Genomic DNA, 14,844 nt, shown 5'->3' on the forward strand with positions numbered 1-14,844 from the left:
AAAATTATTTAGATGAAAGAATCCAAGATTCGCTGTTCTTTCTGTAACCGTAACAAAGACGAGGTAAGGATACTGATCGCCGGTGCGGAAGGGCATATCTGCGAGAACTGCGTAACCAACGCGCAGGAGATCATCGAGCAGGAACTGAACCCGGGCGGCGAGGTGAAAAAATCCACCCCCTCCCATTTCGTTCCCAAAGTAGCCAAACCGGTAGAGATCAAGCACTTCCTGGATGAATACGTGATCGGGCAGGACGACGCGAAAAAAATACTCGCGGTAGCCGTATACAACCACTATAAACGCCTGAACCAGCAGGTAACGGAAGACGATGTGGAGATCGAAAAAAGCAACCTGATCATGGTGGGCGAGACCGGTACGGGTAAAACCCTTCTTGCCAAATCCATCGCCAAACTGCTGAATGTGCCTTTCACCATCGTAGACGCCACCGTGTTCACCGAAGCCGGTTACGTAGGCGAAGACGTGGAAAGCATTCTCACCCGCCTGCTGCAGGTGTGCAATTACGACGTGGAAGCGGCCGAAAGAGGCATCGTGTATATCGACGAGATCGACAAGATCGCGCGCAAAAGCGACAACCCGTCCATCACCCGCGATGTGAGCGGCGAAGGCGTGCAGCAAGGCCTGCTGAAACTGCTGGAAGGCACCGAAGTGCTCGTTCCCCCGCAGGGCGGCCGAAAACATCCCGAGCAGAAACTCATCAAGGTGAACACGCAGAACATCCTGTTCATTTGCGGCGGCGCGTTCGACGGCGTGGACCGCATCATTTCCCGCAGGATCCAGACGCATTCCATCGGTTTCACCGTCAATAAAGAAAAAGAAGAAGACGCGCGCAAACACATCCTGCGGTACGTGAACTCGCAGGACCTGAAACAGTTCGGCCTCATCCCCGAGCTGCTGGGCCGTTTACCGATCGTTACCTACCTGAACACGCTGGATAAGGAAGCGCTTTCCGCCATTCTTACGGAGCCACGCAACGCGCTCATCAAACAGTACAAAAAACTGTTCAAAGTAGAAGGCATCGAGCTGACCATAACACCGGAAGCGGTGGACTATATCGTGGACAAAGCCCTGGAATACAAGCTGGGCGCCCGCGGCCTCCGTTCCATCTGCGAAGTGGTGCTGGCCGAAGCGATGTTCAACCTTCCTTCCAGCAACGAAAAAACTTTTGTGCTCTCCCGCGAATATTGTGCGGAGAAGCTGGACAAGAGTACGCTCGTAACTTTAAAAGTAGCCTAAAAACGACCTCATGCAGGAACTGATCCAACAACTGAAAGACAAGGCCGGGATTAACGACGAACAGGCCGTAAAAGCGATAGAAGCCGTGAAGGATTTTGTGAAAAGCAAGTTGCCGCCGATGATCGCGGACAACGTAGACAAATGGTTCGAAGGAATGGCCGGCAGCCCCAAACAGAATGCCGCCGACGACTTCCTTGATTAAGCAGCCCGGAAAATGGCGCGATAAGCATCGTAAAAAAAGCACAACGCCAGGTCGCCCAGGTTCCTTACAGCAGAAATGATCAATAAAAGCATGCAGATGATATTTAAGCAGAGACGCCTTCGGGCGTCTCTTGTTGTTTATAATACGGTTCCAGTTCTTTAAAAGTACCGTTTTTCTTCGCTCTTTTGCCGAGATAACCGAACAGCCATTCCTGCAAACCGTGCGGCAGGAACGTCAGGTAAGTTTCGCCCAATGCCATCAGCGCCGCGAGGTGACTGAGTTTTTTCGGTATCCCTTTTTTATTCGTCTTTCCGTCGGTAGCCAGCCCGTAAGCCACGCGCAGGCAGGCTTCGAACTGCCTGGCCGGCCTGATCGTGACCTTGAAGGTCACGGGATGTTTGCCGCTCGGGTTAAAAAAGAGATGATGAATATGTAACGGCACACTTGCGGTGCCACCCCTACCCAGGAAAAGAAATTCTTTTCCCACACGCAGCCCCAGCTCCCCTTCCACGACTTCGAAATGTTCGGTGAAAGTAGTGTGGTAATGCAGCCCGTTCTTCCCGCCGGGCGCCAGTTCTACCAGTACGGTAACGTGCGAGCCGTTGGTGTCCTCCGCGGTTTCAAGAAAAGTTACCCTGTCGCCGATGTCAGGATTGGAAATTGTGCGCGGTAAAGCCATGATGAAACGTTTTAAGACCCCGGGAGGTTACAGTGTTTTGAGATAGAGGTACAATGCCTGCAATTCTTCGTCCGTATAATTCGCCGTCATTTTCCAGGGCATGTCTTCATTCTTCAGCTGGCGCCCATCGGGCGTTTTGCCGCTGCGCAGCACGGCGGTGAACTGGCTCAGCGACCATTTACCCACGTTGCCGGCGGCAGTGATGTCTCTCGCGGGAGTACCGCCCGGTACGGGATTGGGGCCGCCTTTGAGATGCGGCTGGTGGCAGCCGGTGCAGGACATGGAAAGATATTGCCCGTATTCCCTGGTGGGGCCGCGTTTCACGACTTCTCCGGGTTTGTACTGATGATCGATCTTTTCCGCGGGTATCAGCGGAAGTTTACCCAAACCCGACAGTACAATGCCCAGCGGGCCCAACTTGGGTTTCGGCAATTCATGATCCACCGAAGGCACAGATTTGAGATAAGCAATAAGATTCGCCAGGTCATGGTCCGACATTTTATAAAATTCGTAAGAAGGCATTACCAGCAAAGGTTTGCCGTTGGCTTTCAGCCCGTGGCGCATGGCCATCAGCCATTCGCGGTCTGAATAATTCCCCGGGCGGCCGCCTTTGCCGAAGGTGAGATTGGCTGCCGATAATTTGCCGAGCGCGTCGTCGTCGATAAAAATTTTCCCGGAAAGATCATCGCCATGGCAGTCTGCGCAGCCCTTGGTAGCGTAGATATGCGCTCCTTCCGCCACAGACGCGGAATCCGAGGGAATATCGATCATCCGTACTTCTACGTTGTACGTTTTGCTCTTCCTGTTATTCACCATCATATACATGGTGAAATAAAAGATAAGTATGAGGGCCACCAGTACACCTATGATGCCGCCCGTCCATTTCAGTATTTTCCGCAACATGTTTATGTTTATTTTTACGGGATCAAAATTAAACCGCGTAACCCCGGCGGTTAGTACGACAAACGGATAACTTAATACGTAAAACGGATTTTTAGAAATGACCCCAAAACTCACCCGCGACGCATTAAATGCGATCGCCAGCCACGCGTTCTTTAGAGATCATGCTACACTCGCACAAGAACAAACATTAGACAGCGACGACTTGTGGGACCCCCTGCAGGCATTGATGCATTTCCAGGTAACGGCGTTGCCGGGCGCACAACGTATATCCATCGTGGATGCGGAGCGTTTACAGGCCGTGAAAGATTACCTGCGCACGGAATTCCTGAGCCCGCAATTGAGCCTCGACCTGCTGTGCAGGCGTTTCGGGCTGAATGAATTTAAACTGAAGAAGGGTTTCAAGCAGCTTTTCGGCAACACCGTATTCGGTTTTGTGCAGGAACTGAAAATGAAAGCCGCCAGGCGGATGCTGGTGGAGGAAAGACTGAACGTGAACGAAGTGGCCGACAACCTGGGCTACAGTTCGCCCAATCATTTTTCGGCCGCATTCAAAAAGATGTACGGGTACCCGCCCGCACGGCTCAAAACATTTATCCAGGGCATCTTTCAGCCCCAATAGAAAACCGCCTCAATAGAGGCGGTTTTACAATTTGGAGTAGAAATTTTCTCGATCTTTCTGTTTTGTGTTTAGGTTGATAAATTGGTAAGGAAAGTAATTAACCCAAATTTAACTTTCTGTTTACACATTTCCATCACACTAAGGTGTAAATATTGAAAAAATTGTAAAAAACCAAGCGCTGGCCCACTAAGTTTTAGCAAGCCAGCGCCTTTACAATTTATCAAAAAATATACTTTGTTGAAAGAAAATTCGAGGATTGTTCGCTGACGATCTGGTTGATCAGCGCTTTGTTCTCTTCCGTCTGTTTGGTAGCCACCAGCGAACGGATGCTGAAGGCCCTGAGCGCGTCGAAAACAGACAGCGTGGCCTCGGCTGAATCTTTCCTGCCGGTGAAGGGGAAGATGTCTGGCCCGCGCTGGCATTGACAATTGATGTTCACGCGACTCACCTGGTTCACCAGCGGGTCTATCAGCGTAGCAAGCTCTTCCGCGTCGTTGGAAAAGATCGCCACCTGCTGGCCGTGGTCCGCCTCGATCAGGTAATCGATCGGCGTTTCGATGTTATCGAAGGGAATGACGGGGATCACCGGCCCGAATTGTTCTTCGCGGTACAATTTCATTTGTTCGTTAACCGGGTACACGATCGCCGGATACACAAAAGAGGCATTTGCAGCCCCGCCGTTGGGGTTGATCACCTTTGCGCCATGCGCTACCGCATCGGCCACGCAACTCTGCAAATAACCCGGTTTCTGCGGCTCCGGGAGGGGCGTGAGGAACACGTCTTTCTCCCAGGGCATGCCGAATTTCAGTTTACCGACGGCGGCGCTCATTTTTTCCAGGAAAGCGTCCGCCACGCTGCTGTGCACGAAAATTATCTTGATGGCCGTGCAACGTTGCCCGTTGAAAGAAAGCGAGCCGAGCACGCATTCTTTTACGGCGAGATCGATATCCGCCTTATCGGTGATGATCGCGGCGTTTTTGGCGTCGAGGCCGAGGATGGCGCGGAGGCGGTTCACCTTGGGGTGCATTTTTTTGAGCTGGTTGGCCACTTTGCTGGAACCGATGAGCGTGAGCACGTTGATCTTGCCGGATTCCATCAGCGGCTGGATGATCACGTTGCCGCGGCCGTATATGGTGTTCACCACGCCTTTCGGGAAACATTCGCGGAAAGCTTCGAGCAGCGGGTAATGCAACAGGGTGCCGTGTTTCGGAGGTTTGAACAGCAGCGTGTTGCCCATGATGAGCGCGGGGATGAGGGTGGTGAAGGTTTCGTTGAGCGGGTAGTTGAACGGGCCCATGCAAAGCACGACGCCCAGCGGGCTGCGCCTGATCTGGCCGATAATGCCCTGTTCTATCGAAAAGCCGGACGATTTACGGTCGAGGTCTTTTAAAGCGTCTATCGTAGCGTGGATGTATTCCACGGTGCGGTCGAATTCTTTTACGGAATCCGCGTAAGACTTGCCGATCTCCCACATGATCAGCGATACTACTTCCTGCTTTTTTGCGATCATTTTGCCGGTGAATTTCTCCACGCAGGCGATACGTTCGGCCACAGACATCGTGGGCCATTCGCCGCGGCCGTCGCGGTACGCGAGGATAGCGTCGTTGAGCGAAGCCATGGCTTCTTCGGCGCCACAGAGCGGGTACGAGCCGATCACTTTTCTTTCGAGGCCGCTGGCGGTTTTGATGCAAACGGGCGATAATACGGTGTGCGTGTCGCCGGTCCAGGGTTTCATTTCACCGCCGGAAAGATATTCGCGCTGGTGGATTTCAGCCGGCAGGCGGAACTCGGCGGGGATAGCGTCTGCTGTTAGGAAAAGATGGTCTAGTTGTTCTTCAAAAGTGGTCATAATCGAGGGTAGTTAAAATAAAAATATCGGATAATAAACTGGTGCTCATGCTATAACAGTGTAAAATACGACTTGCTGATAATAATTTCCCATTAGAATATGAGAAATTAATACCCATTGTTGGCTAAACACCTTAACCTTAGCACAGTTTGGATGCCGAATGCAAACGATTGCAAAAATACACGGATATTCGAACAAATTTGTCATGCGCGCTTAAAACTTCATCGCAGTAAAGCCTGCCATTGCGGCTATCGCCCAGCACACGTCAGAAAACTTTTACCAAAAAAAGTTAATGAACATCGTATGTAAAATTTGATCCGGACACGTCGCCGTTTTACTTAATGTAAAAACCATAGGTTGCAGCTATGCAATGCCTACGTCATCGAAACGCATGCGCCCCGAATATGCGATGCAAACATTTGCTTGAAAATTCGGCCGGCTGGAGTTCTACAACCGTCCGTAAGTCTTTTTCCTTACCGGCCTATAAACAAGAGGGTGTATCAGTTTTTGATACACCCTCTCTTTATTTGACCACTGTTGTTTGCTGCTGGATGTGAAACGTTACTGTTTCAGCGCTTCCCTTGCGATCACGATCTTCTGTATCTCGGAAGTGCCTTCACCGATGGTGCAGAGTTTGGCGTCGCGGTAAAATTTTTCCACCGGGAAATCTTTCGTATAACCATACCCGCCAAAGATCTGAACGGCGTCGTTAGCGGCGGACACGGCGATCTCGGACGCGTAGTATTTCGCCATGGCGGCCTGTTTGGTCATGGGCAGTTTTTTGTTTTTCATATCCGCCGCCTGCATGGTGAGCAGTTCGGCCGCCATGATCTGTGTAGCCATATCTGCGAGTTTAAACGACACGCCCTGGAAATTGGCGATCGGCTGATCGAACTGGTAACGTTCCTTGGAATATTTCAACGCGGCGTCGTACGCGCCTTTCGCGATGCCGAGCGACAGCGCTGCGATGGAAATGCGGCCGCCGTCGAGCACTTTCATGGACTGTATGAAACCTTCGCCTTCTTCGCCGAGGAGATTGGCGGAGGGAATGCGGCAATTGTCGAAGATCATTTCCGCGGTTTCGGAAGCGCGCATGCCGAGTTTATTCTCCTTTTTGCCGCCGCTGAAACCGGGCGTGCCGCGTTCCACTACGAAAGCGCTCATGCCCCGGCTGTCCCGCACTTCGCCGGTACGCGCGATCACTACGGCTACATCGCCGCTTTTGCCGTGCGTGATCCAGGATTTGGTACCGTTGATCACCCATTCGTCTCCCTCTTTTTTCGCCACGCATTTCATGTTCATGGCATCGGAGCCGGTGTTGGGCTCGGTGAGGCCCCAGGCGCCGATCCATTCGGCGGTGGCGAGTTTGGGAAGATATTCCTGTTTTTGTTCTTCGTTGCCGAATTGCAGGATGTGGCCGGTGCACAACGAATTATGCGCGGCCACGCTGAGGCCTATGGCACCGCAGAACCGCGCGATCTCGCTCACGACCGTTACGTATTCGAGATAACCGAGGCCGGAGCCCCCGTACTGTTCGGGCACCAGCACGCCCATGAGGCCGAGCTCTCCCATTTTCTTGAAAAGTTCAGTAGGAAATACCTGCTCTTCGTCCCATTCCAGCACGTGCGGCTGGATGTGAGCCTTACCGAAATCCCGGATCACCTGGGCGATCTGTTGTTGCATGTCCGTGGGCTGAAAGTTCATAACCTGAAATTGGGTTTAGTTGACCGTTAAGTATTTTTCAATTTTACGATAAATGGAATCATCTACCAAAGCAAGGCCGTGAAGCGCTTCCACCGCCCTGAAAGGCCCATGGGCACTGCGATAACGTACGATCACACGGGCCATATTCGTGTTGATGTATGGATGGAGGGCTAAAGATTTTTCATCTGTATCGTTGAGACTGATCTTTCTTAGAGAAACATCACCCAGTCGCAGGAACGGTTGAATTTTTTTAAATACGGAGTCCGCCAATCCATACACTTCCCCCACCTGGGCGGTAGCATAAAAGCCCCCGAGCCGCTCGCGGAAGCCCACAATCCTCTTTGCGAGCGTTGGCCCGATGCCTGGCAACCGCTCCCATTGCGCGGAATCTGCGGCGTTGATATCCACTTCCTGAATGGGCTTGCGAAAATGTTCGTTGTTCTTATAAAAGAACGTCTTTTTGTAACGGCTGCTGTCCCACTGAAACCTTTGTGTATACTGCCTTTCCCCGCGACGGTCCTTCCGGTTTTTCCAGGGCTTATTCCGGCCGCTGTCCCGCCACTTCGCGCGGTATTGCAGTTCAGCGGCTTCCCGTTCCGCTTCTATCAAAGCGGCCACTTCCGCGGCAACACGGCTCAATCCCGCCGTGTCCGCCATGGGCGGCGAACGGAAAACAACCTGCCAGGCTGAAGGTAAAAAATACAGGAGAACGGTCAGGCTTAACAAACACGCGATCCCCCATCGCTCCTTGCGGGAAAATTCAAAAAACGGGCTCGGCACAAACAATGGTATTGATGTATACCGAATGTCTGATTAATTATTGAACGGAAAAAATTTTCGGCGGAAAAAAATTATCATCACAATTCCACTTCCAAACCATCGTACGCCAGCGCCATGCCCTTGGGCAACGTAGGATCTACCTCCGCATGCAAACCAAGCTGGTGGCTGATATGCGTGAAATACACCTGCGGCACTTCCAGTTCTTTGCCCAACGCGATCGCTTCGTCGAGCGTGAAATGCGAGATATGTTTTTCGCGGCGCAGCGCGTTGAGCACAAGTACTTTTGAGCCGCGTATCTTTTCTTTTTCCTCCGGCGCAATGTAGTTGGCGTCGGTAATGTAGGTGAAGTCGCCGAAGCGGAAGCCCAGCACGGGCATTTTATGATGCAGCACGTTTATGGGAATGAACGTGAGGCCGTTGATGGTGAAAGGATCGTCGAGGATGGTGCGCAGGTTCATTTCGGGAATGCCCGGGTATTTGAAATCCGCGAAAGCGTATGAAAACTCGCGGATGATCACGTTCTGCGAATAATCCGAAGCGTAAATATCGATGGGCTGCTGCTGGAAATAATTGAACGCGCGGATGTCGTCCATCCCGGCGATATGGTCTTTATGCGAATGCGTGATCACCACGGCATCGAGGCGTTTTACTTTTGCCCGGAGCATCTGGTAGCGGAAATCGGGCGTGGTGTCTACCACGATATTGCCTGCTTCGGACTGGATGAGAATGCTGCTGCGCAGGCGTTTGTCCCGCGCGTCCGCCGAGGCGCAAACGTTGCAGGGGCAGGCGATCACCGGCACGCCCTGGGAGGTTCCCGTTCCAAGGAAAGTAACTTTCACGGCTGCTTATTCTGTTTCGGGTTCGGAGGTAGGCGTTTCTCCGGCGGCGGCTTCAGCGTCTTTGCTGTCGAGCACCTGGCGGTATAGTTTCTGGCTTTCCGGCGTCAGGAAACCTTCTTCCAGGTTAATGGAAGGAAGAATGTCCATCAGCGTGTTGATGCGCCCTTCCACATTCAGGAATTTATTGATCACCACCACTTTTTTGTGCTCCAGCACGCAGTAGCCGGAATTGAAGGTGCCTTTTTCGTACCGCAAAATGTATTTCGCCTCCTCGAATATCTTCTCCAGCTTCGCCAGGTTGTTGGGCGTACTCTTCAGATTCATATTGTCTCCTTTTTTTCTTATTTGCTGACCATTCTCGCTACCGGCACGATCATTTCCTCGAGGGAAATACCGCCGTGCTGGAAGGTATTGCGGTAATAGTTCACGAAATAATTATAATTATTGGGATAGCAAAGATAGCCGTCTTCGCGGGCAAAGATATAAGAAGAATTGACATTCGGCTTCGGCAGCCCCGCTTCGCGCGGGTCGCGGAAGGCCAGCACTTCTTTCGGATCGTAGTTCAGGTTGCGCCCGTGTTTGTAACGCAGGTTGGTGGTGGTTTGTTTATCGCCGATCACTTTTACGGGCGTTTTTACGCGCACGCTGCCATGGTCCGTGGCGATGATCAGGTTGATCTTTTTATCCGCCAGCCTTTTCAGCGCCTGGTGCAGCGGGCTGTGCTCGAACCAGCTGGCCGTGATGGAGCGGTACGAGATCTCGTCGCCCGCCAGCTCTTTGAGCACTTCCATTTCCGTGCGCGCATGGCTGAGCATGTCTACGAAGTTGTATACGATCACGTTGAGCGGGTAATTCAGCAGGTTGTGCATGTTATTCACCAAATGCTGCCCGTCCGCATGGTTCACCACTTTCGTATAACTGAACCGCGGGTCCATCTTCAGCCGGGCGAGCTGTGCGGCGAAAAACGCTTCCTCGTACAGGTTCTTCCCTCCTTCTTCATCGTCGTTCTTCCATTCCTGCGGGAATTTCGTTTCGATGTCTACCGGCAGCATCCCTGCGAATATGGCATTGCGGCTGTATTGGGTGGAAGTGGGAAGAATGCTGTAAAAAGTATCTTCATCCACCATCCTGAACGACTCGCCGAATATCGGCTGGATGGATTTCCACTGGTCGTACCGCAGGTTGTCGATGAGGATAAAAAAGTTCGGCATGGACGGATCGAGCTGGGGCACTACTTTTTTGCTGAAAAGTGTGTGGCTCATCACCGGCGCGTCCGTCGCTTTCGGCTGCATCCAGCTGCCGTAGTGGCGGCTGATGAATTTGGCAAACTCGGTATTGGCCTCGGCTTTCTGCGAGTGCAGCACTTCGAGCATTTCGGGCGCGTCGCTTTTGCTCATTTCCATTTCCCAGTACACGAGTTTTTTATAGATATCGGCCCATTCGTCATGGTTTGGGTTGTCGTTCAGCGCCATAAACAGCGTGCGGAACTGCTGCTGGTAGGCCGTGGTGGTCTTTTCAGCCACCAGTCTTTTGTTGTCGATGATCTTTTTGAGGCTCAGCAGTACCTGGTTTGGATTTACCGGCTTGATGAGATAATCGGTGATCTGCGAGCCGATGGCTTCGTCCATCACGTTTTCCGCCTCGTTTTTGGTGATCATCACCACGGGTATCTGCTGGTCCATCTCCTTTATTTTCCCGAGGGTTTCCAGGCCGGTGATGCCGGGCATGGATTCGTCGAGCAGCACTACGTCCACGATATTGTCCTTGAGAAATTCGAGGGCGTCGTATCCATTGGTAAGGGCTGAAACTTTATAACCTTTGTTTTCGAGGAAGATGATCTGGGATTTGAGCGATTCGATCTCGTCATCTACCCAAAGTATGTTGATTTGGCTCATGCTGAACGATTGATATGAATTGACAGGATGCCCCCCGGGGTTGTCAATTACGAATTACGAATATATTTATGATTTATTGCTATTTATTTGAAATTGGTCAAAAATCGTACCCGCCGGCATGATTTGAATGGGGGTAAAGACCTTGGCGTGCGTCAGTGTATTAAAAATTTTGTTAAATTATCGACTGTCACGTAATACCTTGCAATCGGAAAAGTTACCTTCAATGGTGTAGATTTGTACCGATTGTTCATAAAAAAGCCGAATGACTGACCGAAAACGCAAGATCGTGAACGACCCGGTGTACGGGTTCATTACCATCGATCATCCATTGATTTTCAGCCTCATATCGCATCCGTATTACCAGCGCCTGCGGCGCATTCACCAGATGGCGCTTGCACACCTGGTATACCCGGGCGCGATGCATACGCGTTTTCATCACAGCATGGGCGCTTATCACCTGATGAGCTGCGCGTTGATCGAACTCAGGGGAAAGGGCGTTATGATTACGGAAGACGAGGAAGTGGCCGCTAAAATGGCGATATTATTGCATGATATAGGGCATGGGCCTTATTCCCATGCTTTAGAGCATACCCTGGTGGAAGGCGTGTCGCACGAGGAGATCTCGCAGCTGCTGATGCAGACCCTTAACCGGGAAATGAACGGCGCCCTGGACCTCACGCTGGAGATATTTAACAACCGGTACCCGAAAAAATTCCTTCATCAGCTGGTTTCCAGCCAGCTGGACGTGGACAGGATGGATTACCTGAGCAGGGACAGTTTTTATACCGGCGTATCCGAAGGGGTGATCAGCTACGACCGGATCATCAAGATGCTGACGGTTCACGGAGGGGAGCTGATGGTGGAGGAAAAGGGCATCTATTCCATTGAAAAGTTCATTGTGGCGCGGCGGCTGATGTACTGGCAGGTATACCTTCACAAAACCGTACTGGCGGCGGAAAGTATGCTGGTGAAAGTGCTGCACAGGGCCAAAATGCTGGCCGGCAAGGGCGTGGAGCTGTTCGCATCGCCCGCACTTCGGTATTTCCTGTACAACCGCATCGGGCGGAGGGAGTTTGAAGAAGGGCGGGAATGCCTGGGAGAGTTCTGTTTATTAGATGACTATGATATTATGGGGGCCATTAAAGTATGGGCCCGCCACCCGGACAAAACGCTCAGCCTCCTTTGCGGCTGGCTGGTAAACCGGGAGCTTTTTAAGGTCCAACTCAGCGACAAGCCGTTTGAAACGGGGCTGGTGGCGGATCTTCGGGAGCAGGTTCGTAAACGCTGGGAATTGACGGAAGAGGAAGCGGATTACCTCGTATTTACGGATACCGCCAGCCTCAAAGCCTACGATGCAGACGACGAAAAAATCAACATCCTGTTTAAGGACGGACAGGTGCGGGATATTTCTTCTATCGACAATGCCCTTGTATCGCATACTTTGGCAAGACCGATAAAAAAATTCTACATTTGTCATCCAAAATTCCAGGCTTGACAACGTTTTATACGGACGCAACATGTTAGGGAATACATTTATATAATCCAGAGACGGCCTGGAAGGTAACATTTCAACTTATAATTATGCAATTTAGCGCATTACAGCTGGCAACCATACTGAACGGGAAGCTGGAAGGAGACCCGGAAGTGAAGGTGCACAATATCGCCAAGATCGAAGAGGCGGGAGATGGTATGCTGAGCTTCATCGCCAATCCCAAATACGAGGAGTTCATTTATACCACCCAGGCGTCTATCCTGATCGTCAACGATACGCTGGAGATCGAGGGGGCCATCAAGCCCACGCTCATCCGCGTAAAGGACGCGTACAGCGCTTTCGCCCTGCTGCTTGAGAAATACCAGCAAATGGTCGGTGCAGGGGCTAAAACCGGTATCCAGCAGCCTTCCCACGTGCCCGCCACCGTAAAAATGGGGCTGAACGTGTTTATCGGCGCTTTCGCCTACCTCGGCGAAAACGTGGCGCTGGGCGACAATGTGAAGATCTACCCCGGCGTATATCTCGGCGATAATGTGAAGATCGGCAACGGCACCGTGCTGTACCCCGGCGTGAAAGTATACGACAACTGCGTGGTGGGCCAGCGCGTAATTCTCCACGCCGGTTGCGTGATCGGCGGAGACGGCTTCGGCTTTGCGCCGCAGGCGGACGGTACTTATAAAAAAGTGCCCCAGGTGGGCAACGTGATCATCCACGACGACGTGGAGATCGGCGCCAATACCACCATCGACCGGGCCACCATGGGATCTACCGTGATCCATTCCGGCGTGAAGCTGGACAACCTGATCCAGATCGCCCACAACGTGGAGATCGGCAACAGTACCGTGATTGCGGCGCAAACCGGCGTTTCGGGCAGCACCAAGATCGGGAAGAACTGCGTGATCGGCGGGCAGGTGGGCATCGTTGGCCACATCCAGATCGCGGACGGCACGAAAATCAACGCCCAGAGCGGTCTTTCAAAATCAATAACCGCTCCCAACACGTCTTTAACGGGTTCCCCGGCTTACGATTATAAAAGTTCACTGAAAAGTCAGGCAATTTTTAGAAATTTGCCCGACCTTGAAAAGCGGGTCAAAGAACTGGAGGACATGGTAAAACAACTGCTGGCCGAAAAAGCCGGCGTATAGGAAGGGTTTCCCGCGGTACTGTTCCACCGAGAGAAAGGAGTTTTAACGCATTGAATAAGAAGCAATAATGATGGATACTCAGCAACAGAACCAACAAACCCTGCAGGGCCCCGTAACCATATCGGGAGTTGGTTTGCACACAGGCGCTCATGTGAATATGACGCTCAAGCCGGCGATGCCTGGCTTCGGGATCAAATTTCAACGCATAGACCTTCCCGATCAGCCGATTGTAAAAGCGGACGTGGACTATGTGGTAGACACCGCGCGCGGTACCACCCTCGAGCACAACGGCGCCCGCGTAAGCACCGTGGAGCACATTCTCGCCGCGCTCGTGGGCAAAGGGGTAGACAATGTGCTGATCGAGCTGAACGGCCCCGAGATCCCCATTATGGACGGCAGCTCCATGCCTTTCATCGAAGTGATCGAGGAAGTGGGCATCCAGGAGCAGGACGCCAAAAAGATCTGGTATTCCATAGACACCAATATCAATTATTACGACGAGGTCAAAAAAGTGGAAATGGTGGCCCTCCCCGCGGTGGATTACCGCATCACGGCCATGATCGACTTCAACTCGCAGGTGCTGGGCACGCAACACGCCAACCTGAAGAGCCTCGACGACTTCAAAAAAGAGATCGCCCCCTGCCGCACCTTCGTATTCCTGCACGAGCTGGAATACTTGCTGGCGAACAACCTCATTAAAGGCGGCGATATCAACAACGCCATCGTGGTGGTAGACAGGGCCGTGTCTCCTGACGAGCTGAAACGCCTGGCCAAGGCTTTCGACCGTGAAGAGATAGCGGTGCAGCAGCGCGAAGGCATCCTGAACAACGCGGAACTGCACTTCCCCAACGAACCGGCGCGCCACAAGCTGCTCGACATCGTGGGAGACCTTGCCCTGATCGGTTACCCGATCAAGGCGCACATTATCGCCAACCGCCCGGGCCACGCTTCCAACGTGGAATTCGCCCGCAAGATCAAGGCGTACATCAAAAAGAACAAACACAACAAGGACGTACCCATTTACGATCCTAATCAGCCGCCGATCTATGATATCAACCGGATCGTGCGCACCATGCCGCACCGTTACCCGATGCTGCTGGTGGATAAAATCATTGAACTGAGCGACACCCGCGTAGTGGGCGTGAAAAATGTGACTTTCAACGAACAGATCTTCCAGGGGCACTTCCCCGGGAACCCGGTAATGCCGGGCGTGCTGATCTGCGAAGCCCTTGCGCAGGTAGGCGGCATCCTCGCACTGAACCCTATGCCAGACCCTGAGAACTATGATACCTATTTCCTGAAGATCGATAACTGTAAATTCAAACAGAAAGTATTGCCCGGCGATACGATGGTGTTGAAGATGGAGCTGCTCAGCCCCATCCGCAGAGGTCTGGTGGAAATGAGAGGAACGGCGTTCGTAGGCAATAAAGTTTGCACCGAAGCCGACATGGTTGCTCAAATTGTAAAACGCGAAGGAAAATAA

The 14,844-nt window shown here is 52.2% G+C and carries 14 protein-coding genes; 6 read left to right on the forward strand and 8 right to left on the reverse strand.

The window, feature by feature from the left end:
• Positions 1–12: 12 nt before the first annotated feature.
• Both clpX and J7I43_RS09320 read left to right on the forward strand, forming a co-directional pair.
• Positions 13–1,254, forward strand: coding sequence for an ATP-dependent Clp protease ATP-binding subunit ClpX (gene clpX / locus J7I43_RS09315; protein WP_209145398.1), 1,242 nt, complete (start codon positions 13–15; stop codon positions 1,252–1,254).
• 10 nt (positions 1,255–1,264) lie between these two features.
• On the forward strand, positions 1,265–1,456 hold the full coding sequence (locus J7I43_RS09320) for a hypothetical protein (RefSeq protein WP_209145399.1): 192 nt from the start codon (positions 1,265–1,267) through the stop codon (positions 1,454–1,456).
• A 103-nt stretch (positions 1,457–1,559) separates the two neighbouring features.
• Here the strand turns inward: J7I43_RS09320 and J7I43_RS09325 are convergent, their stop codons facing one another.
• Both J7I43_RS09325 and J7I43_RS09330 read right to left on the reverse strand, forming a co-directional pair.
• Complete coding sequence (locus tag J7I43_RS09325; protein ID WP_209145400.1) at positions 1,560–2,135, reverse strand: cupin domain-containing protein; 576 nt, start codon at positions 2,133–2,135, stop codon at positions 1,560–1,562.
• A gap of 27 nt (positions 2,136–2,162) precedes the next feature.
• On the reverse strand, positions 2,163–3,038 hold the full coding sequence (locus J7I43_RS09330; RefSeq protein ID WP_209145401.1) for a c-type cytochrome: 876 nt from the start codon (positions 3,036–3,038) through the stop codon (positions 2,163–2,165).
• 97 nt (positions 3,039–3,135) lie between these two features.
• Between J7I43_RS09330 and J7I43_RS09335 the strand changes: the two genes are divergently transcribed.
• Positions 3,136–3,657 (forward strand): helix-turn-helix domain-containing protein, encoded by a 522-nt coding sequence (locus J7I43_RS09335; RefSeq protein WP_209145402.1) that lies wholly within the window; start codon positions 3,136–3,138, stop codon positions 3,655–3,657.
• 220 nt (positions 3,658–3,877) lie between these two features.
• On the opposite strand, the gene J7I43_RS09340 is transcribed toward J7I43_RS09335, so the two are convergent.
• The 6 genes from J7I43_RS09340 to porX form a co-directional block, all read right to left on the reverse strand.
• Positions 3,878–5,506: an NADP-dependent glyceraldehyde-3-phosphate dehydrogenase gene (locus tag J7I43_RS09340; protein ID WP_209145403.1), complete on the reverse strand. Its 1,629-nt coding sequence runs from the start codon at positions 5,504–5,506 to the stop codon at positions 3,878–3,880.
• A gap of 561 nt (positions 5,507–6,067) precedes the next feature.
• Positions 6,068–7,210: an acyl-CoA dehydrogenase family protein gene (locus J7I43_RS09345; RefSeq protein ID WP_209145404.1), complete on the reverse strand. Its 1,143-nt coding sequence runs from the start codon at positions 7,208–7,210 to the stop codon at positions 6,068–6,070.
• 15 nt (positions 7,211–7,225) lie between these two features.
• Positions 7,226–7,990 carry a ComEA family DNA-binding protein gene (locus J7I43_RS09350; RefSeq protein ID WP_209145405.1) on the reverse strand — a complete coding sequence of 255 codons (765 nt, stop codon included), beginning with the start codon at positions 7,988–7,990 and terminating at the stop codon, positions 7,226–7,228.
• A gap of 77 nt (positions 7,991–8,067) precedes the next feature.
• Positions 8,068–8,829, reverse strand: coding sequence for an MBL fold metallo-hydrolase (locus J7I43_RS09355; RefSeq protein ID WP_209145406.1), 762 nt, complete (start codon positions 8,827–8,829; stop codon positions 8,068–8,070).
• Positions 8,830–8,835: 6 nt separating this feature from the next.
• Positions 8,836–9,153 carry a hypothetical protein gene (locus tag J7I43_RS09360; RefSeq protein ID WP_209145407.1) on the reverse strand — a complete coding sequence of 106 codons (318 nt, stop codon included), beginning with the start codon at positions 9,151–9,153 and terminating at the stop codon, positions 8,836–8,838.
• Between the two features lie 17 nt (positions 9,154–9,170).
• A complete protein-coding gene (gene porX / locus J7I43_RS09365; RefSeq protein WP_209145408.1) occupies positions 9,171–10,724 on the reverse strand; it encodes a T9SS response regulator signal transducer PorX in 1,554 nt (517 codons plus the stop codon).
• A gap of 262 nt (positions 10,725–10,986) precedes the next feature.
• Between porX and J7I43_RS09370 the strand changes: the two genes are divergently transcribed.
• From J7I43_RS09370 to J7I43_RS09380, 3 genes are all read left to right on the forward strand, one after another.
• Positions 10,987–12,219 carry an HD domain-containing protein gene (locus J7I43_RS09370; protein ID WP_209145409.1) on the forward strand — a complete coding sequence of 411 codons (1,233 nt, stop codon included), beginning with the start codon at positions 10,987–10,989 and terminating at the stop codon, positions 12,217–12,219.
• An 86-nt stretch (positions 12,220–12,305) separates the two neighbouring features.
• A complete protein-coding gene (gene lpxD, locus J7I43_RS09375; protein WP_209145410.1) occupies positions 12,306–13,361 on the forward strand; it encodes a UDP-3-O-(3-hydroxymyristoyl)glucosamine N-acyltransferase in 1,056 nt (351 codons plus the stop codon).
• Positions 13,362–13,428: 67 nt separating this feature from the next.
• Positions 13,429–14,844, forward strand: a complete 1,416-nt coding sequence (locus J7I43_RS09380; RefSeq protein WP_209145411.1) for a bifunctional UDP-3-O-[3-hydroxymyristoyl] N-acetylglucosamine deacetylase/3-hydroxyacyl-ACP dehydratase — start codon at positions 13,429–13,431, stop codon at positions 14,842–14,844.

It is taken from the genome of Chitinophaga chungangae (assembly GCF_017742215.1).
GTDB lineage: Bacteria > Bacteroidota > Bacteroidia > Chitinophagales > Chitinophagaceae > Chitinophaga > Chitinophaga chungangae.